This window comes from Nostoc sp., from assembly GCF_036917535.1.
Classification (GTDB): Bacteria; Cyanobacteriota; Cyanobacteriia; order Cyanobacteriales; family Nostocaceae; genus Nostoc.
The window spans coordinates 272,913-295,865 of record NZ_JBALDA010000090.1 but is presented as its reverse complement, the minus strand read 5'-3'; the positions used below and the strand labels follow the sequence as shown (position 1 = coordinate 295,865).

Below are 22,953 nucleotides of genomic sequence, written 5' to 3'. Positions count from 1 at the left end.
TTAAATTTTGAGTTCTAAAGACCAAACTTCGAGTTCAGCACACCAAACTCCAAGCTTGGAACACCAAACTTCGAGTTCCAAACATCAAACTCCAAGCTTGGAACACCAAAGTTTAATACCATTTCACACAAACCCTGATAGTCAGTAGGAAGTAGGGTGTGTTATGCCGTAGGTGGGAGCACCTTGAATTGTTGATGGTGCGTTGTCGCGCAGCACAACGCACCCTACTATATTTAAATTTCTTAACTTACCCAAAATTAAGAAAAACGAACCACATTCGCGCAGAAGACGCACCAGAAGAGTGCAAAAAAAAGGTAGCGCCGCGTATTTTCTCCCCATTGTAGGACTGCCGTCACAAAGAAATAAAAGTTTCATATCATGTCCGCGATTAAATTTAAGTTTCTTGATTATAAATTCCGTACAGCACCACTAGTCTTCAACTTGGGATAAGCAATGCGTTTGTGATGAAATTGCTGCCAAACATCCACAAATATCTGGGCAATTTGTGACATTTCTTCTCTTGTTAGTCCTGAATCTATGAGTTGATTTTCTTGCCACTTGGCACGCAGAATATTATTGAGCATTGCTAAAGCTTGTTCAGTGGAGACATCTTTGAGCGATCGCTTCTCTCCCACAGATTTAGCCGATACTTGCAGCGATCGCAGCGCTGCTTCGCAAGAATCTGCTAACATGACAATTCCAGTTTCCCGTGATTGAGGAATGGGGCCATCGTAGCGAAAATCTGCATCGTCTACAGTTAAACTTGGATCTGACTGAGCCATTTGCTGGGCTTGGTGATGGAAATAGGCAATTAGCATTGTTCCTTGATGTTCGGGAATAAAAGCTTGAATTGCCGTAGGTAAAAGGTGTTTGCGCGCCATTACCAACCCTTCAGTTACGTGCTTTTTAATAATTTCTGCACTCTTCCAAGGATCTTTAATCTCTGTATCGTGTTTATTTGGCCCCCCCATTTGATTTTCAATAAAGCCAAGAGGGTCGTGCATTTTGCCAATATCATGATATAATGTGCCAGCCCTGACTAGTTCAACATTGCATCCTAATTCTTTGGCAGCAGCTTCAGCCAGAGTAGCCACAAGTAAGGTATGTTGAAAAGTTCCCGGAGTTTCAGTAGCGAGTCGTTTTAATAAAGGGCGGTTAGGGTTTGCCAGTTCTGCTAGGCGAATTGGAGTAACTAAATCAAAAACTTTTTCTAAATAAGGACTCAAACCCAAGGCGATAACACTCCAGCCTAAGCCGGATAAAGCAAATAATCCCGCTTCTTGGAAGACAATATACCAGGTTGAACCAAATACTTGACCAATTAAGATTTTAACAATCAGGTAAATGCCACCTTGAGTTAAGGCGATCGCAACGCCTAATAATGCCAACTCTTCACGCGATCGCAATCGTTGGGCAATGTAACTACCTAATATTGCTCCTCCTACACCAGCTAAAAGCGCAGCCTTGCTCATATCCAAGCTAATGGCTAATATCGGCCACAGCAGGCCGACAACTGTCAACCCCAAAGTCGGGCCGTAAAAGCTTCCCAACAATAAACCAAGGGCGCTCCAAGTGGTATAGGGCAATCCGATTACAATTACTCCTGGCACACTCAGAGTTAGCAATAACACTAATAAACGATCGCGTTGTCGCAATTCGTAATCAATATGGCGTTCTACCCAGACAAAAATGCTAATAGCGATCGCGATAACGCCTCCTAACTTCACCAACTCCTGCCACTTTATCTCCCGACGAATCAGGTGATAATACTCCAGTACCTGAAAGTTCCATGCAGTAATCTGCTCTCCTTTTTTGACAATTACCTCACCATGCCGTACCTGCACCATCACACGTGGTACATCAGCCGCAGCCTTTTGAGCGTTTTGTCTGGTTTGTTCTTCATCTTTTTGCAGATTCGGCTTGAGTACAGCTAACAACAGGTTCTTTGCCAATGTTTCAGCGGATTCTGGTACAAAGGTCTGTAATTGTAAACTCACCGCATCTTCTAAGATACTTTTTGGCAGTCCCTGTGGGATGCCTTGGGTGAGAATCCGCTCTATACTCTGATGGATTCCGATTTGTGTTTTTTGCCATTCCACATCTGACAAATCCAAAAGTAGAGATTCCTCATATACTGCTTCTGGGCTAACAGTCTCTAACTGTAAAAATTTGGCAGTAGCTTGGGTGTATCTTTGGCGTGTTTGAGAAATTTGGGCAATTAGCAAAGACAAGTTTTTCTCAGAAGTTGTGAGACGGTAAGATTCTAGTTCTGCTACTCCTTGAGTAAAATCAGTGTTTTGAGAAAAATCTACTAGCTCTGTCTTTTCTAAACTCTGGGAATCAGATTTGGATGTTATGCGCGGCTGGCCTTTCTGATTAGGTGCAGCTATGGATAATGGACGGGATGAAGCGGCAGTTCCTTTCTTGTGCTGATTTTTACTCTTTTCTACAACCGATATCAGTGCTTGCCATTCCACCTCAGGACAAGAGCGGAGGTAACGTTGGGTGGAGATGGATAAAATTACAGGATCAAAAAAAGGAAAAGCTCCAGCAACAGCGCGAATTTCGTTGCCATCATCTAGAAGTTGTTGCAAATTTTCGTTGATTTTTTCATTCATTCGCGCATCAATCATCAGCACTTGTAAGGAGTTTGTACTGACAGCTTTGCGCTCGGCTTCTGTTTTTTTCTGATCTTCGATACTAGCTGTGTAAGGCGCTGTAATCGTTTGGGGCGCGGGATGTCCGACTTGGAGTTGAGTTTGATTGTATAATTTATACCCAATAATACCTGTGAGAGACGCTATAGCGATCGCCAAAATCACCGAGTAACGCTGTTTATATGCCCAATTTAAAGCGACTACATAAATGCTACTTTTAATTTTGACAGATTTTGCCTTTGACCTTAGCGCTCTTTCTTGTTTTCGGCGTTCGCTTTTCTCATTGGTTTTTGCTAAAAACAGGAATACATTCTTGAGCATAGTCCTTAGAAGTTCCCTTCTATGGATTTTACCTTTGGGACTTCTCATTAACTTTCCTTTACGGCGTAGTGTTTTGTACTGTCGCCGCCAGTGAGCCAATTGCTGGTTCAAGAACTGCAAAAATTTATGCATTTTCATTATCTCTACCTGCAATTGCCGACTTTGATAGTTCAAAAAAAGACAATCGATCAGGAAAGTTTGATCTGCGGCTGCTGCAACTCGGTGGCAGGGGCTTTTTTATTGCTGATTTGCCACAATAGCTAGCTACAGAATCAGTCCGAGGGTATACTGAAAAATTTTCGTATATGAGATTAATAGACTGTCGCAGAAGTTTGCCTACCTTTAACCCCTTATCTAGTTAATTAAGATAAGGGCGACCGAATAACGCGAGGAGCTGCGTAAACTGAAAGCAAAGCCGCCTCACATCCCTCCTCTGTTAACTCTTTTGGGTTTAAGGTAAGATTATACACTCCTGACCACACCGCCACAAATGTATCGCTCAATTCTAACATTTGGGAAAGGCTAGTTAGTCCCCATACTGGGGAATTCCTCTGCAAGAGCAGGACTTGCCAATTTACGGGAATTCCGCCTGTCCCGTTATATGCTCCCGACAAAGCACCAGCAATTGCACCTGTAGCCTGTGAGCTTAGAAGCGTAGCATTTTGCACTTGAGAATTGTCATTGTGAGTAGCCTGTAAAAGTGTTAGGCGAAAGTCTTCTAAGGTACTCAAAAAGCAGTAAAATGCCATAGCAATAGTATTACTGAGTTTTTCTTCCTTAGCAAACTCAGCTTGCGTCGTTGATAATCCTGCACCTTGCTCTAATAAATTCTGGACTCTTAATAATTTTTTTGGTATTGATGTCGGTGTTTCTCCGATAAAAGAAATTATTTGTGGGATAAGAGTTAGAGGGTGAAGTTTTTCAGTTAGGGCAAGAGCGATCGCATATCCTACTGCTAGCGTTCCATCCCTGATTACTGGGTCATCCTCCCAGATTTTCAGCACATGCAGCAAGTTTTGTCGGAGCTTAATCGGATTTTCGTGAAAAAAGAGTGCAACTGGTAATGTGGCAATAATTATTTTTATCGAGATGTCATCAGTTGCTACTAAATGAGGAGACTCTTCTTGCTGACGCTTTATCCAATCATCTAAATCTAATCTATTCAACGCAATCAAACTCTCGATACCCAGAACCGCCATTCTGCCTAAATCTAGGTAACTCTCAAACTGTACTTTACCACCAGAGACTAAATTTCCTCCCAGGAACGCTCCGAGTAAAGTTCCTTTAAACCGACTTATAGGAGAGTAACGCATACAATTTAGGATTTTAGATTTTAGATTTCGGATTAAATTCTTTAATCCAAAATTTAAACTCTAAAATCAATTCATTTATCATGCTTATATGCTTCTTAAGTGATTCACTAACGCTTGTAAGCCCAATAAGTAACTTTGAACGCCAAAACCACTTATTTGCCCGATCACAACTGGGGCGATGTACGAATGATGGCGAAATTCTTCCCGGCGGTAAATGTTACTCAGATGTACTTCCACAGTGGGCAAGTTAACAGCAGCGATCGCATCCCGCAAGGCCACGCTTGTGTGGGTATAAGCTCCTGCATTAATCAGAATTCCCTGATGTTGCCCTAAAGCGCCATGAATAGCATCTACCAAAATTCCTTCATGATTTGACTGCAAAGAAAAAAATTTCGCCTGTAATTTGAATGCTTCTTCTTCTAACAGGCGGTTAATTTCAGCTAGAGTCAACGAACCATAAATTCCTGGTTCTCGCTGTCCTAGCAAATTTAAGTTAGGCCCATGCAGTGCCAGAATACTTAAGGGTTGCAAGGTCAGGTTTACCACTGTGAAGTTAGTGGCGACGGCGCGAGCGATCATTCACAGGAATCGGAATCAGTTCCGGTTCCGGTTCAGCCTCTGGCCCTAATAGGCTTTCGATTAGCCTACGAGCTAATTCCTTAAGCTTTTCCAGCACCTTTTCTATATAATCCATGAACTGACCGCTCCTGAGATACTACCTCAATTTTTGATTAACAGATACGCAGAAAATGAAATACTTTCGCACCTCTGGCTTCCAATTGGGTTGATACACAATCCCATATTTTGGACATAAGCCATTTCTAAAATTTAGCGTTGTGTTTTCCCTTACTTTTTAGAGTATCACACTTGAACTTACTGAACTGTATCCTATCAAGGATAGATATTAAGGGTCAAGAGTTAAAAATCGGACTTTAGATAGACTATTGAGTACGAATGAGTAGGAATTTTAGATTTTAGATTTTGGATTAAGAGAATTTTAGGGTTCATACCTCGCCGATCATGGGCGAAATAAATCTAAAATCTCAAATACGCTCCTTCTGCCAGGGGAGACGCTTACGCGAACGTCGCTAACGCTACGCGATCGTAAATCTAAAATTCAAATTTGTTTGACTTCCCACTAGTACAACACGGCGGAAATAAACAGACGATTCCAAATCAATGAAACGCTTACGCTGTATTCATTTTGAATTTTGAATTCCGCCTTGCGGTACTAGCCTTCTGTGCCCTTTTTCTTTGCAGCGGTTGTTGATTTAGATTTGGAACTCGTTGATTTACTCGTTTTGCGAGTCGATTTCCCAGTCGATGTCTTAGCTGCCAACAAGTTCAGCGCCGCCGCTAGAGTTACATCTTCTACCGTTTGACCTTCTGGGATACTGACATTAGTTTTGCCATGTTTGATGTAAGGGCCATAGGGACCATCGTAGATGTTAATTGTTTGCCCGTCCTCTGGATGCGTACCCAATTCGCGTAAGGCTGCTTTGGACTTGCTGTTGGTAGAACTGCGTCCTTTTTTTGGCTCGGATAACAACTCCAATGCACGTTCTAAGCTAATTGTCAACACATTGTCAGTAGCTTTTAGAGAGCGGTAGTCTTTCCCCTCCTTACCTTGGTCATGAACCACATAAGGGCCAAAGCGTCCCAAACTTGCTTGGATCTTGCCGCCAGTAACTGGATGAACCCCTAACGTCCGGGGTAGTGCCAACAGACCAACAGCCATTTCTAGGGTAACGGTTTCTGGGGTGACACCTTTGAGTAGGGAGGCTTGTTTCGGTTTGGGGTTTTCGTCGGTTTTGTCACCCAATTGCACATAAGGCCCGTAAGCACCAATTTTCACATAAATTGGTTCGCCAGTTTCGGGATGGCGACCCACTTGGTCAGGACCAGTTGTTTTTTGCCGCAGCAATACTTCTACCTGTTTGGGGTCGAGGTCAGCTGGCGTCAGGTCTTTGGGAATTGAGGCGGTAATAACTCCCTCACCATTTTCGACTTCAATATAGGGGCCATATTTGCCAATGCGGACTTTGGCATCTAGATTTTCCAGTTCTACAGTCCTAGCTTTGGTGGCATCAATTTGACTTTCCTGCTCTTTTACCAGTGTTTCCAGCCCTTTGTCTCCCAAATAGAAGTGCTGCAAGTAGGGTAGCCATTTCGCTTCACCTGTGGCAATATCATCAAGGGTTTGCTCCATCTTCGAGGTGAAACTGGGATCAACAACGTCCGGGAAATGTTTCTCCAGCAAGTCGGTGACGGCAAAAGCGGTGAAGGTGGGAATGAGAGCGTTAGTTACTAAATGGGCATAACCCTTGTCGATGATTGTGCCAATGATGCTGGCATAGGTACTGGGACGACCAATACCCTCGCTTTCTAAGGTTTTCACCAAAGAAGCTTCGGTGTACCTAGCTGGCGGTTGGGTTTCGTGCCCAACTGCTTCTAGTTCTGTACAATTCGGATGATCGCCTACTTTCAGATTCGGCAAAATTACTTCCTGGTCTTCCAGTGCTGCTTCCGGGTCGTCTGAACCTTCAACGTAGGCACGTAAGTATCCAGGAAATTCAATTCGTTTGCCAGAAGAACGAAATCCAGCGTCTTCGACTTGCAATTGCACGGTAATTTGAGTTTGGCGGGAATCAGCCATTTGACAGGCGACAGTCCGCTTCCAAATCAAATCGTAAACGGCAAGTTCCCGACCGCCCAAACCAGTTTCTTGGGGAGTGCGGAAGCTGCTACCTGCTGGACGAATTGCTTCGTGTGCCTCTTGTGCGCCTTTGGATTTGGTAGTGTATTGCCGGGGTTGGGGACTGAGGTATTGTTGACCGTAAAGCTTTTCTACACAACTCCGAGCAGCTGCGATCGCTTGATCTGACAAATGTACCGAATCTGTCCGCATATAGGTAATATACCCCTGCTCGTACAAATTCTGGGCAACCCGCATGGTGTCGCGGGCTGAGAGGCGCAGTTTCCGGTTAGATTCTTGTTGCAATGTCGAGGTAGTGAACGGTGGCGACGGTTTGCGCGTCACTGGGCGTTCCTCGATGTCGTTAACATTCCAGGTTTTACCAGTCAGGCGTTCTTTGAGCGCTACCGCTTGTTCTTCGTTGAGCAACAAGACATTACGACCTGCGATAATTTGTCCGGTTGCAGCGTCAAAATCGCTGCCGTTAGCAATTTTGGTTCCTCCTAGTGTTACCAACTGGGCAGCAAAGGGGATTTTTTCCTTGGACAAACTAGCTTTCAAATCCCAATACGTACCCTCATGGAAGGCGCGGCGTTGGCGTTCCCTAGTGACTAAAAGCCGCACGGCTACGGATTGCACTCGCCCAGCAGATAGTCCCCAGGCGATTTTTTTCCATAGCAGTGGAGATAGGGTATAGCCCACTAGTCGATCTAAAATCCGCCGGGTTTCTTGAGCACGAACCAACTGCTCATCAATATTGCGGCAGTTTTTCAGAGCTTTTTTAATCGCGTCTTGGGTAATTTCGTGAAATACCATCCGCTTAGTCGGAATTTTCGGCTTCAGCAATTGGTATAAATGCCAACTAATGCTTTCACCTTCCCGGTCTTCGTCCGTTGCCAGAATCAGTTCATCTACATCCTTGAGGGCATCTTTGAGTTGGGTAACAATTTTCTTTTTGTCTTTTGGGACAACATATACCGGTTCAAAGTCGGCGTCCACATTTACCCCTAGCTGCGCCCATGATTCCCCTTTGACGGCAGCGGGAATTTCACTAGCCGACTGGGGTAGGTCACGCACATGACCCATAGACGCCTCCACCCGATAGCCTGATGGCAGGTAGTTGCGAATGGTACGAGCTTTGGTTGGAGATTCGACGATGACGAGAGTTGACATGGAAATTTCAATAAAAAGAAGAGCTACTAAGCTAAACAGTCAAATTGAGGTAACTTTTGCGAATTGTCAAGATAAATGGTCACGCTCAGGGCGGTGATTTAATCCTCACATAAACTGCCTACTTGAGAGAAAATCCGCTGAACTTAATGCCCAGTCTGTCCCAGAGGATAAATGAGGATACGCTGGCTCTGAATTTCCAGCTATTTCAATCTTTAACTTATCTAACGCATAATTGGCGACTACAGTTTTCAAAATATCCTTTAATCGGGGAATTGAGCATGGGGAATGGGGAATGGAGAGTGGGGAGCACAAAAGAAGTAAGTTGCAATCAGTTTTTTCCCTCTGCCTCTTATACCCAACCAATACCCAATGCCCCACCCTAATAGAGCTTGTGCCAAAATTAAATCAAATTTGAGAGCAAAAGCGAAGTGAGATTTGTACCCATGTCAGGAAAGCAAAACCATGCAACCAGTTCGTCAGGGTGATGTTATTTTACTACCTGTGCAGCAGGTTCAAGGACAAAAAATACCTCATTTAACTTTGGTAGAAGACGAAGTTACGGGTCATAAACATTAAATTACTGAGGGCAAAGAAAAATTGTCTGAGAATATGGCACACTCTAATTACGTGTTATTTCATAGTCGGCATTGCTAGCTCATGAGGAGCATAAAGCTATTTCTATTTCCCAAGGTGACTGGATGGTGAAAATTCAGCGAGAATACAAGCCTAAAGGTTGGCGTTATGTTGCTGATTGAAAAGTTAACGCCTGAGCAAGAGAGTTTTGATTCCAGTTTATCGAGAAAAGTGGAGAGCGATCGCGCTTTCAACTGAGAGAATTGATCGTAAAAAGCGGCGGAAGCGGTCAAATTAGTCTATGCAGCTATGGGCAAAGAAGATCCTGAAATTATTTTTATAGATAATCTTTATGGGGCAATAAAATGTGTGAATCAATTTAGATATACCGTCTGGCTATACATTAATCGACGAAATATATGATTTGCGGCAAGACTTTGAGAATCAACATGATTTTCATCCACTGAAACAGGTGCAGCCGATAAAGATACAGATGGCTGGATTTCTATTGATGAACTGCATGAATACGCTAGTACAAAGGTGCAAGAAGCTTCCCCAGCAATGACTCCCAAGTTCTACCCAGTTAAAGAAGGGCATAAGATTCTATTGGCAAAGTTGCCTAAAGATGACCCCAAGCTGAAGTATCGCAAGGAAGTCGAACGCCGCAACAATCGTGGCAAGTTTACCATACCCGCCCGTCGTCTGCTAAATTCGCTATCTGCCGTTCAGCGTTTCGGGATAAGTGGCCGCGTCTGGTTGTGAACGACCGCTTGGGTTTTCGAGTTGTGGTTGCTGCTCCCATCAGGAGTTAATTAGTCGTTTACACTCTTGCCCTTTTGCACTTTTCGCTTTTTTCTTTTCCCTTCTTTATTTCTCTCGCGCTTTGGGCGATCAAATTTTTTTAGCAGTTTTTGAATAAGTGATTTACCAAAAATACAGAAAACTTATGATTTAATCAAGTGGTATGTACTAATTTTAAATTGTCTGCCAAGAGATCACAAGTTTATACTAAAAAATCGGATAATTGCAGAATTATATGACTTATTAGATGGTTTAATTGTAGCAGGGTATATAAAATAAAAATTAGCACTGACATTACAGCAGTAGCGTCAGGAATAACGTTATCAGAGTGTTTGGTGGGTGCTATAGGACTCCGATTTGATTTATAAAAACATACTGAGCCTGAAAAGCCTGTTTTTTCAGGGTTTTATCTAAAATCTTGTTCAAAAATCAGATATGAGTCCTAATATACGTCTGGGGTTAGTTGATTTAGAGCAGGCTTTTATCGATGTGTTGCAACAAGAACAAGTAGTTTTTGTGGAGATTAATGCTAGTTTGCGCGAGAAGCTGCAAGAATTCGGGTGCGTTATAATCTTTAGTTACCTGATGCATTGCAGATAGCGGCAGCTTTAATGGCTGGTTGTCAGACGTTTTTTGACCAATGATACAGCTTTGAAGCGGGTGATGGAGTTGAGGGTTTTGGTGGTGGGTGAGTTGTCGGTGGAGTGAGCAGAGTATTTGCAATTTTAGAAAAGATTAATGATTTAGGATTGCTATAGCGATGTCAGTAAATAGCGGAAAACTTGCAACAATTTTTGTTGAAATCATACATGGTTAGGCAAGTTTACCTTGTGGAAAACTTGTGGAAAAACTCTTGTACTTTTCCACAAGGTAATTATACTTAATTAAGTTTTCTCGGTAGAGTATCAAGTTTTCCCCAGTTTTTTCCACAATCTAAGTTAAATTTAATCAATTTTTAGACGTTACTTAATATTCTTGACTAATTCTTTAGCAGTCAAAGCTCATAATTTAGACTGCTGGTTGTGGAAAACTTAAAAAACATCTTCAGGATGGTTTTTGAGAACGGCTGTTCATATTAATACGATCGCTCAATTCCCGTAGAGTTTGTACTAAGGTGCGATCGCTCTCTTGAAGTTGAGTAATTTTATCGCAACTATAGATTACCGTTGTATGGTCTTTACCACCAAACTCCTCACCAATTCTCGGTAAACTCAAAGCCGTGTGTTGGCGCATAAGATACATTCCTAATTGACGCGCCCAGCTAATCTCTCTTCGTCGCGAGTTACCTTTGAGGTCGTCTATTGAAACATCAAAATTATCCGCCACCACCTTTAAAATTGCTTCTGGAGTAGCTGCCATTTTTTCATTAGGCGGTTCTAAAACTGGTGTGATATTTTCCACCGTCATCGGTAAACCCCAAATAGAAATATAAGCCACCGCCCGAATTAAAGCTCCTTCTAATTCTCGAATATTAGAAGTATAGTTAGAAGCAATATACTCAATCACATCGCGAGGAAGACAAATATTTTCATCCTCAGCTTTTTTCTGCAAAATTGCCATTCTCGTTTCTAAATCCGGCTTTTGGATATCGGCAATTAAGCCCATAGAAAATCGAGAACAAAGACGTTCTTGCAAGCTAGGAATTTGGTTAGGCGGACGGTCGGAAGCAATGACAACTTGTTTACCAGCTTCATGTAGAGTATTAAAAGTATAAAAAAATTCCTCTTGGGTATATTCCTTCCCTTCCAGAAACTGAATATCATCCACTAATAAAACATCAGCAGCTCGGTAATGCTCTCGAAAACTTTGCATACTATCCTTACGGATGGCTGTAATTAAATCATTCGTAAACTGCTCAGTAGAAACATAAAATATTTTACAATTAGGAAAAATTGCATAGCGATAATGACCAATAGCTTGCATAAGATGAGTTTTACCCAAGCCTACACCACCGCATAAAAATAAAGGATTAAACTCTTTCCCTGGAGATTCTGCAACTGCCAAAGAAGCAGCGTGAGCCATGCGATTGTTAGCACCAACTACAAACCGCGAAAAGACATATTTAGAGTTTAAGTCAGTAGTTTTATGATTGTGATTAGCAACAGCTTCAGAAATACTGCTGGAATTTGGTGATTCCCAAGCAACCTCTGATTCACTAAAATGAGAAACTTCATCACCTTGAGCAACCGTGATGTAAATTCCTACAGGATGACCGAGAATGTCTTGTACTACATGAGCAATGGTATTGATGTAATACTTCTGTAACCAATTACGAGCAAATGGGTTAGGAGTGCAGATAACCAAGCAATTATTTTCTAATCGCTCTGCACTAGCAGTTTTGATCCAAGTTTCAAAGGTAGGTCGGGATAGTTCAAGCTTTAGGCGCTCTAGTACCTGACTCCACAGACTTTCTATGGGAATTTCCATTATCCACCACCTTTGCTGCTAATCGTCACAATAGAAGAGAAAGCACTAATTTAGCATTGAGACACGCTAGACCTAAAATAAGCTTTTAAGTTGTAATCATTTTGGGACATACCCAGTAGGCAAGATTCTAACACCCACTGACCAAACCGAGTGCTGTTAGCGAAAGCGGGGCGTTTAGCTCGTGCTAAGTACTGAGTGCTAAGTAAAGCAAAAATTTATCAGAGCTTTAGTACTCAGTATATGCCTCGTCCCTTATTATGAGCGGTCTTTTAACTCAGTACTCAGCACTATTAACTCAGCACTCTCATTGACACGGAGAAGCAACGACAGATGAAGATAACAAACCATCACTCAGCACCCAAAAAGATTGAAACCAGAAGCTTACCTCATAGGTTGTGGATGCTCTCATACGGGGTAGCAGTGATGTTCCTGGGGAGCTGCTCTCTTCTACCTGCTAAGACCTTTGATACTCAGCAAGGTGATACTCAAGCCCAAAAAACAACAGAATCAAATCCGGTAATTGTCCCCCCGCAGATTTTTTCTTCGTCTGGAGATCCTAATTTTGTGGTGAAAGTAGTGCAACAGGTGGGGCCTGCGGTAGTTCGCATTGATTCTTCCCGAACAATCACTTCTCGCGTACCAGATGAATTTAACAACGATCCATTTTTCCGGCGGTTTTTTGGAGAGGGAACCCCACAGCCTAGACAACGTATAGAGCGGGGTAGTGGCTCTGGATTTATCATTAATTCTTCTGGTCAAATTGTGACGAATTCTCATGTGGTAGATGGTGCTGATAGAGTAACTGTTATACTCAAAGATGGCCGGACTTTTGATGGGAAAGTTTTGGGTGAAGATCCAGTAACGGATGTGGCAACGATCAAAATTAATGCCAACAATCTGCCAACTCTATCTGTAGGTAACTCCGATGCCTTGCAACCAGGAGAGGCTGTAATTGCCATTGGTAATCCATTAGGCTTGAATAATACCGTCACTTCCGGAATTATTAGTGCTACAGGGCGTTCTAGTAGCGATATCGGTGCTAGTGACAAGCGGGTTGATTACATCCAAACAGATGCTGCAATTAACCCTGGTAATTCCGGTGGGCCATTGCTCAATGCTCGTGGTCAAGTAGTTGCAATGAATACAGCTATTATCCGAGGCGCTCAAGGTTTAGGATTTGCTATACCCATTAACACTGTGCAAAGAATTGCCCAAGAATTAATTGCTACAGGCAAGGTGGATCATCCTTATTTGGGTGTTCAAATGGTGACATTGACACCAGAAAATAAAGAAAGAATCAAAAATGTCGTTGGCGATCGCTTAAATATTACAGCAGATGACGGCGTTTTGCTGGTTGAGATTGTACCGCGATCGCCTGCATCTGTAGCTGGTTTACGAGTCGGTGATGTGATTAAAAGTATTAACAGCCAGCCTGTTACTAAAATTGAAGAAGTACAAAAGCTAGTAGAACAGAGCAAAATCGGTACTAAATTACCAATAGAAGTGGAACGCAATGGGCAAACTGTCCAATTAGGAGTTCAACCTGCTCCTTTGCCTGTGAGACGTGAAGGATGATGTTTGTCATTTGTCATTTTTCATTGGTCATTTGAAAAACAACTGACATACTCCACTCCTCCAATGCCCCATGCCCAATTACCCATTCCTAAAAGGAGTTTTATCATGACTGAATTAGCCCCAATAATTCAATTAGGCAATCCAACATTGCGCCAAAAAGCTGCTTGGGTTGAAAATATTCAAGATGAGCAAATCCAAAAATTAATTGAAGACTTAATCGCCACTGTTGCCAAGGCTAACGGCGTGGGAATTGCTGCGCCTCAAGTAGCACAATCCTATCGTTTATTTATTGTGGCTTCCCGTCCTAATGCCAGGTATCCCAACGCCCCGGAAATGGAACCTACTGCGATGATTAATCCCAAAATCATTGCTCATTCAACTGAAGTTGTCAAAGATTGGGAAGGTTGTTTAAGTGTTCCAGGAATTAGGGGGTTAGTTCCTCGGTATCAAGCTATTGAAGTGGAATACACTGACTCTCAAGGCAACTTACAAAAGCAAGAATTAACCGATTTTATCGCTCGGATTTTTCAACACGAATATGACCATCTCGACGGTATCGTATTTGTTGATCGCCTAGAGAATACTCTCGATATGATTACTGAGCAAGAATATCAACAACGAGTAGTTAACAAATAAATGGAGTGGCGAGTGGGAAGTATAGCAAAGTGCTGTTAGCGTCAGCGGGGCGTTTAGCCCGTGCTGAATAAAAACCCAGTTGCTTCAAAGCTTTGAGCAATCATCACTGTCCTAACCTATGTGGCTACGGCCATAGTGTATTAATTACGAATTACAAATTACCTTAGTGCAGCGTTAGCGTTAGCGTACCCCTCCGGGGAAGCAAGCTACGCACAGCGTCTTGTAGAGAAGCGCTAGCGAGTACTCGAGCGTCCGCAGGAGCGTCATTACTAATTATTTAAGCGTGTGATTCACAAACTTGCTCGCCCCGCCATAATTGATATAGCCGTGTTGTTGGCATTGTCATATATAAAACATCACCGACATTGAGTTTAGTTTCTAATAAATCCCACCCATGAAAACTTTGGTGGTTTATTTCTACGTACAAAGGTACACAATCAGTAGACATGGCTACATCTTTTACCCACTGACCGCAAAAGGCATGTGAAGCTGTAATTACAGTTGCAAAAGCCACCCAAAGACTATCGGCTGTGATGCCATTGCCGAGGATGCGTCCCCCTAGTGCAGCAGCAGCAAAAGCTGGAGCTGCTAGTTCAGCCGGACTCAATACGGCCTCGAAGCCAAATAGCTGTTGTGCTATGCCAGCAAAATCAGGATCGGCATAATTAACAATCACTGGAATGCTGGGTGTTAAACCTTTGGCTTTAAGGGCAATTTCCAGATTGGTAGCATCATTGTTAGTAACAGCAAGCACTGCGGTGGCAGACTCTATATTGCTAGCTTTGAGTATTGTGCGGAAGCTGGCATCGCCTTGAATGACGGGAATACCTAGTTCGCGGGCGGTATTGATATATTTGTTGTTGGAGTCGGGTTCAACTACTACAACTTCATATCCGTTGGCGTGGAGTTGCTGGACAATTCTCACCCCAATACCACTCAAGCCACAGACAATGTAGTGATATCGCTGGGGAATTCGGGCTGCATCCCAAAATTGCTTAAAGCGGCTTCCCAAGACGAAATCTGTGAGCATTGCATACCAAATACCAATCACCACTGCTCCAATCAGCATCATCACAACGGTAAATAACTTAAGACTGTTAGGAGCATTTTCTACTACTTTGTCATTACCACCTGCTCCAGTAATCATGCCGACAGAAAAATATAGAGCATCGACAGGAGACAAACTCAACTCAGTCGACATATAGGTGAATGTAGCAATCAGAATAACCGCCAATAGTACAATAGCACCCACCAGTACCGATCGCCCGTGTTGCTGAAACAGCCTTAGATTAGTCAGAACTTTTAGCAGTTTTTTAATCAACGATCTCCGAGGAGAACGGATGCGGGGTTGTGTACCAATAATTAAGCGATCGCCCACTCTTATCTCTTGTCCAGATATCACAGCTGACACTAAATCCATCTCACCTTTTACTGGCAAGTAATAAATCAACATCCGCGATCGGTCTTCCCACAGTTCACTCAGCTTTCGACCCTTCCAGAAGTGGTTTTCATCGATGTATTCTTCGTGAATCGGCCAAGTTTGCTCAAATAATTTGATTTGTCCAATCGCTCGGTTTCCCAGTGCTGCAAAGGTGAATACGGGTGCTGCTAATCCCACAACACTCATACTCAAATGGTCTGGCAAACTTTGATCTAGGCGCTCTCCTAAGTTTGTATTATAAAAACGGTTGATAATCCGAATCTGGGGATTCAGCACCCGCGCTTGCATCATAATAGACAAATTCAGAGCATCTTTAGATCCAGCGATTACTAAAGTGTGTGCCTGTTGAATTCCTGCTGCTGTCAAGGTAGAAGCTGCTTGTAAATCTCCAACAATCACATCTCCTGCGGTTTCACCAGGGATAGATTGGTGATGAATGCCAACAACGAAGGCTCCCTGGTGTCTCAGCAGACGAAAGATTTTATATCCGGTAAGTCCTAAGCCACAAACAATAATTCTGGGTTTCATGAAACGGCAGCATCTTTTACAGGTAGGGCTGCATTTCTAGTTAGTTATTAATAATTTTGCCCACTTTCCTGGAATATAACTGTAACTGACAACACGATTGCTTCAATTGGGGGCGGGGGGCAGGAGGCAGAGGGCAGGAGGCAAAAAAAGCAAATCATCTCTTGATTTGACCCCGGATGATTTGGAGCCACTAAACGAGAGTTGAGTCAGGGTCTTAAACTATTCACCCTGATTGGTCGCGGCAGGAGACAGAGGGCAGTTTTCCCCCTGCCTCCTACCTTCTGCCTTCTGCCTTTCTCAATAAAATAATTTAGAAAAATATGGCAACTTTTGTAGGTTGTGATACGCTATCTGCTTGAGGAGTGTGAAGGAGCCGAAAATGACTAAGATGCGGGTGGGGTTACTGTTTGGCGGTCGTTCAGGAGAACATGAAGTTTCGATCAACTCAGCACGGGCGATCGCTAAAGCCTTGAGTGCAGAGCAAAATGCTAGTAAGTACGAAATACTGCCTTTTTACATCCAAAAAGATGGACGCTGGCTGGCGGGAGAAGCACCCCAAAAGGTTTTAGAAAGCGGCAGTTCGCCGCTGGAATCGGCAGAATTAACTTCTGAGGTAAATCTGATATCCAACCCTCAAGCCCAAACCCTGAGCAATTGGCAATCTCCCTCTCAAGTTTCTCAAGTGGATGTTTGGTTTCCCATTCTCCACGGCCCTAATGGTGAAGATGGGACAATTCAAGGGTTACTCACTTTGATGCAAGTCCCGTTTGTCGGTTCTGGGGTGTTAGGTTCGGCAATGGGAATGGATAAAATTGCTATGAAAATGGCTTTTGAGCAAGCGGGACTAGCACAGGTAAAATACAAGGCGGTAACTAGAGCGCAGGTTTGGTCTAATCCTTGCGTATTTCCGAAACTGTGTGATGAAATTGAGGCAACATTAGGTTATCCTGCTTTTGTCAAGCCTGCGAATTTGGGTTCATCAGTGGGTATTGCCAAAGTGCGATCGCGCCCAGAATTAGAAGCCGCTTTAGATAGTGCTGCCAGTTACGATCGCCGACTAGTTGTAGAAGCTGGTGTCGTCGCAAGAGAAGTCGAGTGTGCCGTTTTAGGTAACGACCGACCCCAAGCCTCTGTCATTGGAGAGATTGTATATGACAGTGATTTTTATGACTATGAAACTAAATATACCGAAGGACTAGCATATTTACTGATACCTGCACAGCTTCCAGATGCGATCGCTCGTCAAATCCAAGATATGGCTTTGCAAGCTTTTGCCGCTGTTGACGCTGCGGGGTTGGCAAGGGTAGATTTTTTCTACGTGGAAGCGACACAAGAAGTTTTGATTAACGAAATCAATACCTTACCAGGCTTTACTGCGACAAGTATGTATCCTCGACTCTGGGCACATAGTGGAGTTTCTTTTCCAGAATTAGTTGATCGGTTAATTCAACTTGCTCTTGAAAGGCATTCTCCTAGCTGAGAGCAGAAATAAGCGAACTGATTTCAGATTATTACGGCAAAAAGTCATCATAAATACAGAACTTTGGCAAAATTTAGCCAGATTTTGTAGCTTATGTTTTACAAAAAAGTTACTTAAATCTAAATTTTGTTACGGATACCTGATGCTTGACTCCTCAAGTACAATTTATTGACTAGAGGGGTACAAATCTGAAAGTAATCATGGAAAAAAGTCAGAGTGTACAGCGCGAGCGAACCCAATTAAAAAGGGCTACTCCAGAGCTGACAAATAGGAAATCGAGACTAAAAAACAGCTCGAATGTTCTGATATATCTGGTTGCACATCATCCTTGGCTATTGTTAACCGGGTGTTTAGCCATGTTTATGGGAGGTAGTGCCTTTGCTTTATATAGTTTAGGTAATGCTGGGCCCGTGCCACAAGAAGAACCAGAAAAAATCCCAGTTATAGTTGAAGAACCAATTAGTCCGCTCTCTGAGAATAGCAATCCTACACCTTTATGGATGGTGGCTGCGATCGTTCTCAGTTGTGGTGGTGGTTCCTTGCTGATTTTCCGAGTACTTAACCGCACAAAGCAACCGCAAAAAGTTCAAAAACAGGTTAATCGCCATCAGGTACGCTTGGCACAGAAGCATTACCAAAAATTGGAACCACCACTTCCCAAGAATCAGCCAATTTTTGTGCCACAGCCACAACTAATGCCTCTTATGCAGATGCAACCTAAACCAAAGCATCTAGTAACTGTTCTACCAGCAGAACACAAGCACCACCTAGATACGCGCACAGAACCTTTAGCAGACTTGATGGATCTTCGTAAAAATAGTTCATTGTCTGCTATTTTACGTCAGTATTAATACTACTGTAAAGTAAAACTCCGTTAAATTAACACTTTTTGCCAATTAGCTTGGCTTAGATTCCCGACTTTCTCTAAGAAGTCGGGAATCTTGTTATGTACTAATAATTTATTTGCTATATAGCAGTCTAACTGCTTTTAAAAAGTTAGATATGAGCAATTAGGAATATTTAAAAACTTGCCAAAATGGCAACCAGCTTTTGATTATTCAAGTTAAATTATATGAAGATAAACGACTTCAAGGGTTTGATTATCAGGGACTACTACCTAAGCAAATTCCTTTTGTAAAACACTATTTATTAAGTGATTTACAAAAATAAAAAGCTATCTCTAACAATTATTTGCAGAGTATTTATCTCAGTAAATAAATTAATAAATAGGTTTGGCATTTGCTGCAACAGGAATATTAAATGCGTGCAGGCGTTGTTGTTGAACTACGCATTAGCCCCCAAGTAGCGGGTAACGTCTGTATACATTCCTGTTCGCTTCAGCAGCAAATGGTAGAGTGGGAGTTTGAAAGCTGACTGATATGCTTCCTCCCACTCTCTTTTTATTGAAACAGAATTCAGGAGTCGGGAGCCAGAATTCAAAATTTAGGAGCTTAGTGGTGCAGAAAAGTTTCCGGAGTCTCTAGTTGAGAACACAATAGCATGGGAGAACTTAATTTGTTGCTCTATCTACGTTCGTTTTTTTAGTGAAGCAGTGGCAGGTTGAGGACTCTTTCGAGGTAAGGTCGCTAATAGGGGAATTGGGAGGCGTTGATAACATAAACGTTCAATTTCGCGTAATCCTAATTGTAAAAAACTTAATCCCCGCAGACTATGCCAGTCGAGCATTTTGCGTCGAGATTCACGCACGACAACCAGAGCAACGGCAATGGCAATCAGGGTGGCAGCAGCCACTCGTGCTATTGTTAAATATTGAGCAAGTTTTTCTTGGAACTTTGCTATTGCTATAAGGTCTTGTTTATGCAGTTTAAGCAGGAGCCGTATCTTTGGGTTGGTAAAAATCGTGCTTTAGCACTGGAGAGTAGAAATGCTGAACCAGCTTTGTGATTGGTAAAAGAACAAACATCATGATGATAGTTCTATCAAGCTGCCCAATTGAGCCATGAATAATCAGTTTGCATTTGATGTTTTCCTGAGCTACAGCACAAAAGACAAGGTTATTGTTCATGACTTGGCAAAAAGGCTAAAGAACGATGCTGTCCGGGTATGGCTTGATGCCTGGGTGATTGAACCGGGAGACTCAATACCGCTCAAGATTCAGCAGGGAGTAGAGCAGTCACGCACACTGCTGATGTGCATGTCGCCTAACTACTTTAAATCTGAGTGGGGCAAGCTAGAACACCTATCACTTTTATTTCGCGATCCTACCAATACCCAACGTCGCTTCATTCCCATTTTGATTGCTGATTGTGAACCGCCCAACATTATTGCCCAGTTTCTCTACATCGACTGGCGCAATACATCGGATGAGACTTACGACAAGCTTTTAGCTACATGCCGAGGGCGAGAAGTTGAACCATCAGAATCTGCTCCGTCAATGGACTCTATTATCCAGGAGTCAATAGTTCTTAAACAAGATAGTCATATTCTATACATAGCCATTACTCCCGATGGCAAGACCGTTATCTCCGGGTCTGGGGATGCTACCCTCAAGGTTTGGGATTTAGCTAGTGGAGAATGCCGAGCCACGTTTGCAGAGCACATGGATGATGTGTTGGGAGTTGCTATTACTGCCGATGGCAAGACAGTTGTATCGGGGTCTGAGGATGCTACCCTCAAGGCTTGGGATTTAGCTACTGGAGAATGCCGAGCCACGTTTGCAGACCACACGGATACTGTGTTCGGAGTTGCGATTACTCCCGATGGCAAGACCGTTGTATCGGGGTCTATGGATGATACCCTCAAAGTTTGGGATTTAGCTACTGGAAAATGCCGAGCCACGTTTGCAGGCCACACGGATACTGTGTTCGGAGTTGCTATTACTGCCGATGGCAAGACAGTTGTATCGGGGTCTGAGGATGCTACCCTCAAGGCTTGGGATTTAGCTACTGGACAAAGCCGAGCCACGTTTGCAGGTCACACGGATGCTGTGCTCGCAGTTGCGATTACTCCCGATGGCAAGACCGTTGTATCGGGGTCTAGCGATGAGACCCTCAAAGTTTGGGATTTAGCTATTGGACAATGCCGAGCCACGTTTGAAGGCCACACGTATAGTGTGCACGTAGTTGCGATTACTCCCGATGGCAAAACCGTTGTCTCGGGGTCTGGGGATGCTACCCTCAAGGTTTGGGATTTAGCTACTGGACAATGCCGGGCCACGTTTGCAGGCCACACGGATGTGGTGTACGGAGTTGCGATTACTCCCGATGGCAAAACCGTTATATCGAGTTCGGCAAAAACGCTGAGGATTTGGCAACTACCTGAGCCTGATAGTTGGAGCGAAGCCACTCTCGGAACGCGCTACACCAATGCCAAAGTCATTTTTGCGGGGGATACCGGCGTCGGCAAATCTGGGCTAGCTCTGCGCCTCACCCGTAAGACCTTTGAACCGACAATCTCCACTGATGCTCACTGGGCTTCTCAGTTCAAGCTATCCCAAGACACCAACACCTCAAATACCGCCCGCGAGATTTGGCTATGGGACTTTGCCGGACAGCCAGACTATCGCCTTATCCATCAGCTATTTATGGATGAAACCCAGCTTGCGGTACTGGTGTTTAATCCCCAGCAAGACAATCCCTTTGAAGGGCTAGGACAGTGGGACAGCGACTTAGAAAAAGCGTCTCGTCGCGCTTTCAAAAAGCTGCTGGTTGCGGGTCGCTGTGACCGAGGCGGCTTGATGGTCAGCAAAAATGGCATTGAGGAATTTCAAAAAGAGCGAGGCTTTGCCACTTACCTGGAAACCAGTGCTCAAACGGGTGCTGGTTGCGACGACCTGCTCCAGGCCATTATCGAAAACATCGATTGGGATTCTATCCCCTGGACAGCGACCACCCAAACGTTCAAAACCCTCAAAGAGGAAATCATCAAGCTGAGGGACGAAGATAAGGTTCTGCTCCGGATGGCGGAACTCAAGCAGCAGTTTGAACTCCGTCTGCCGAATCAATCCTTCACAATTCAAGAGCTACGGGCGGTTGTCGGTCTGCTGGCTGGGCCAGGATTAGTTTGGAAGCTTGAGTTTGGCGATTTTGTGCTGCTTCAGCCCGAACGCATCAACGCTTATGCCTCAGCCTTGGTGCGTAAGGTTCGCGAACACCCCGAAGAAATTGGCTGCATCCTGGAGCAAGATATCCTCGACGCCAATTTGGATTTTCAAGACATGAAGCGGCTACCCCCTGACGACGAAGCCATTGTACTGCGGGCAATGCATCAAACCCTAGTAAATTATGGCATCTGCTTAAGAGAAGAAACCGAACAGGGAACGCAACTCGTATTGCCGTCATTCTTCAAACGCGAACGTCCTGACCTGGAAGATCATCCCGCCCCGATAGTGAGCTATCGGTTTAAGGGAGGGATTGAAGAGATTTATGCAACCCTAGTGGTGCGCCTGCATCATACGTCAGCCTTTGACAATGACCGTCTCTGGAAATTTGCCGCAGACTTCAAAAGTCCTGCAGATCAGCAAATTGGCTTTAAATTGACAAAGAAGCGGGAAGGCTCGGCAGAGTTAATGGTCTACTGTGACCCTCAAATTCCCATCGACACTAAAGTTACATTTATTCGATACGTCCATGAGCACCTATTCCAAAAAGGTACGGACGTGCATCGCGATCGCCACTATGTTTGCCTCGACTGTAGCACCCCTGTCGAAAATTTCAAAGCGGTTCAGAGACGCTTAGAAGAAGGCAGAAAAGACATTCCCTGTGTCTATTGTGAGGAGCGAGTTCCCCTTCGGGACTTAATTGAGGAAAAATTTGCCTCACCGGAGTTCCAAGAGCGAGTCCGTAAACTAGAAGCTCAATCCCAAGCCGGGATTGATAACCAAAGCAGAGAACTGATTTTGATGGGACATGCCTATGCGATTGCTGGGGAGGCAGGACAAATCTTTCGCCAAATCTCAAACTCTAACTGCGGCATTGATGGTGAGATCGAGTTCAAAAACGACCAAGGAAAACCCAGTGGCAAGCGAGTTTATCTGCACCTTAAGTCTGGAGACTCGTATCTATATAAGCGCAAAAGAGACGGTAAAGAGATTTTCTCTAAACCAAGCTACGCTCAATACTGGTATCCCGACAGCCAAAATTATCCGGTGATGCTTGTCATCCGTACTTCGGATCAACAAATCCGTTGGATGAATGTATCTGACTATCTAGCAAAGCACGGCAAACGAAAAAGGCAAATTGAATTTGATGGTGAACCATTTACGGCTTTGAATCTGGTGAATCAACGTAATCGTTTGTTGGCTTAGGCTGTTGTTTTAACTTCAGTATTTGTATCTGCACCACTAAGATTCAGGAGTTAGAATGAACTTTGTG

The 22,953-nt window shown here is 43.6% G+C and carries 14 protein-coding genes and 2 pseudogenes; 8 read left to right on the top strand and 8 right to left on the bottom strand.

What is annotated here, in order from left to right; genetic code table 11:
• Positions 1-407: 407 nt before the first annotated feature.
• The 5 genes from V7K56_RS29600 to topA all read right to left on the bottom strand — a co-directional run bounded on the left by V7K56_RS29600 (position 408) and on the right by topA (position 8,159).
• Complete coding sequence (locus V7K56_RS29600) at positions 408-3,116, bottom strand: HD family phosphohydrolase (protein ID WP_334916425.1); 2,709 nt, start codon at positions 3,114-3,116, stop codon at positions 408-410.
• Positions 3,117-3,340: 224 nt separating this feature from the next.
• A complete protein-coding gene (locus tag V7K56_RS29595) occupies positions 3,341-4,291 on the bottom strand; it encodes an ADP-ribosylglycohydrolase family protein (protein ID WP_334916423.1) in 951 nt (316 codons plus the stop codon).
• A gap of 84 nt (positions 4,292-4,375) precedes the next feature.
• The gene (gene aroQ / locus V7K56_RS29590; RefSeq protein ID WP_334916421.1) at positions 4,376-4,870 is read right to left on the bottom strand and encodes a type II 3-dehydroquinate dehydratase; all 495 of its coding nucleotides are present in this window, start codon (positions 4,868-4,870) and stop codon (positions 4,376-4,378) included.
• A complete protein-coding gene (locus V7K56_RS29585) occupies positions 4,845-4,985 on the bottom strand; it encodes a hypothetical protein (RefSeq protein ID WP_012410890.1) in 141 nt (46 codons plus the stop codon). The genes aroQ and V7K56_RS29585 overlap by 26 nt, the downstream gene beginning before the upstream one ends.
• Before the next feature lie 537 nt (positions 4,986-5,522).
• The gene (gene topA, locus V7K56_RS29580; protein WP_334916419.1) at positions 5,523-8,159 is read right to left on the bottom strand and encodes a type I DNA topoisomerase; all 2,637 of its coding nucleotides are present in this window, start codon (positions 8,157-8,159) and stop codon (positions 5,523-5,525) included.
• A 1,113-nt stretch (positions 8,160-9,272) separates the two neighbouring features.
• Here topA and V7K56_RS29575 point away from each other — a divergent pair.
• The 3 genes and pseudogenes from V7K56_RS29575 (at position 9,273) to V7K56_RS29570 (ending at position 10,133) form a co-directional block, all read left to right on the top strand.
• Positions 9,273-9,494 (top strand): hypothetical protein, encoded by a 222-nt coding sequence (locus V7K56_RS29575; protein ID WP_334916417.1) that lies wholly within the window; start codon positions 9,273-9,275, stop codon positions 9,492-9,494.
• Positions 9,495-9,647: 153 nt separating this feature from the next.
• Positions 9,648-9,803, top strand: a pseudogene (locus V7K56_RS37305) (diversity-generating retroelement protein Avd); the annotation flags it as partial.
• Between the two features lie 165 nt (positions 9,804-9,968).
• Positions 9,969-10,133, top strand: a complete 165-nt coding sequence (locus V7K56_RS29570) for a hypothetical protein (protein ID WP_334916415.1) — start codon at positions 9,969-9,971, stop codon at positions 10,131-10,133.
• Positions 10,134-10,577: 444 nt separating this feature from the next.
• On the opposite strand, the gene dnaA is transcribed toward V7K56_RS29570, so the two are convergent.
• The gene (dnaA, locus tag V7K56_RS29565) at positions 10,578-11,960 is read right to left on the bottom strand and encodes a chromosomal replication initiator protein DnaA (protein WP_334916413.1); all 1,383 of its coding nucleotides are present in this window, start codon (positions 11,958-11,960) and stop codon (positions 10,578-10,580) included.
• 330 nt (positions 11,961-12,290) lie between these two features.
• On the opposite strand from dnaA, the gene V7K56_RS29560 reads away from it, so the two are divergent.
• Together V7K56_RS29560 and def are read left to right on the top strand one after the other, a co-directional pair.
• Complete coding sequence (locus V7K56_RS29560; RefSeq protein WP_334916411.1) at positions 12,291-13,535, top strand: HhoA/HhoB/HtrA family serine endopeptidase; 1,245 nt, start codon at positions 12,291-12,293, stop codon at positions 13,533-13,535.
• A gap of 105 nt (positions 13,536-13,640) precedes the next feature.
• Positions 13,641-14,171, top strand: coding sequence for a peptide deformylase (gene def / locus V7K56_RS29555; RefSeq protein WP_322702138.1), 531 nt, complete (start codon positions 13,641-13,643; stop codon positions 14,169-14,171).
• 277 nt (positions 14,172-14,448) lie between these two features.
• On the opposite strand, the gene V7K56_RS29550 is transcribed toward def, so the two are convergent.
• The gene (locus V7K56_RS29550; RefSeq protein ID WP_334916403.1) at positions 14,449-16,140 is read right to left on the bottom strand and encodes an NAD-binding protein; all 1,692 of its coding nucleotides are present in this window, start codon (positions 16,138-16,140) and stop codon (positions 14,449-14,451) included.
• 379 nt (positions 16,141-16,519) lie between these two features.
• Here V7K56_RS29550 and V7K56_RS29545 point away from each other — a divergent pair, with 379 nt between their 5' ends.
• Both V7K56_RS29545 and V7K56_RS29540 read left to right on the top strand, forming a co-directional pair.
• Complete coding sequence (locus V7K56_RS29545; protein WP_334916400.1) at positions 16,520-17,620, top strand: D-alanine--D-alanine ligase family protein; 1,101 nt, start codon at positions 16,520-16,522, stop codon at positions 17,618-17,620.
• Positions 17,621-17,820: 200 nt separating this feature from the next.
• Complete coding sequence (locus tag V7K56_RS29540) at positions 17,821-18,471, top strand: hypothetical protein (protein ID WP_334916398.1); 651 nt, start codon at positions 17,821-17,823, stop codon at positions 18,469-18,471.
• Positions 18,472-19,147: 676 nt separating this feature from the next.
• Here the strand turns inward: V7K56_RS29540 and V7K56_RS29535 are convergent.
• A pseudogene (locus V7K56_RS29535) lies at positions 19,148-19,372 on the bottom strand (IS4 family transposase); the annotation flags it as partial.
• A gap of 208 nt (positions 19,373-19,580) precedes the next feature.
• Here V7K56_RS29535 and V7K56_RS29530 point away from each other — a divergent pair.
• On the top strand, positions 19,581-22,886 hold the full coding sequence (locus tag V7K56_RS29530) for a TIR domain-containing protein (RefSeq protein WP_334916394.1): 3,306 nt from the start codon (positions 19,581-19,583) through the stop codon (positions 22,884-22,886).
• Positions 22,887-22,953 lie beyond the last annotated feature (67 nt).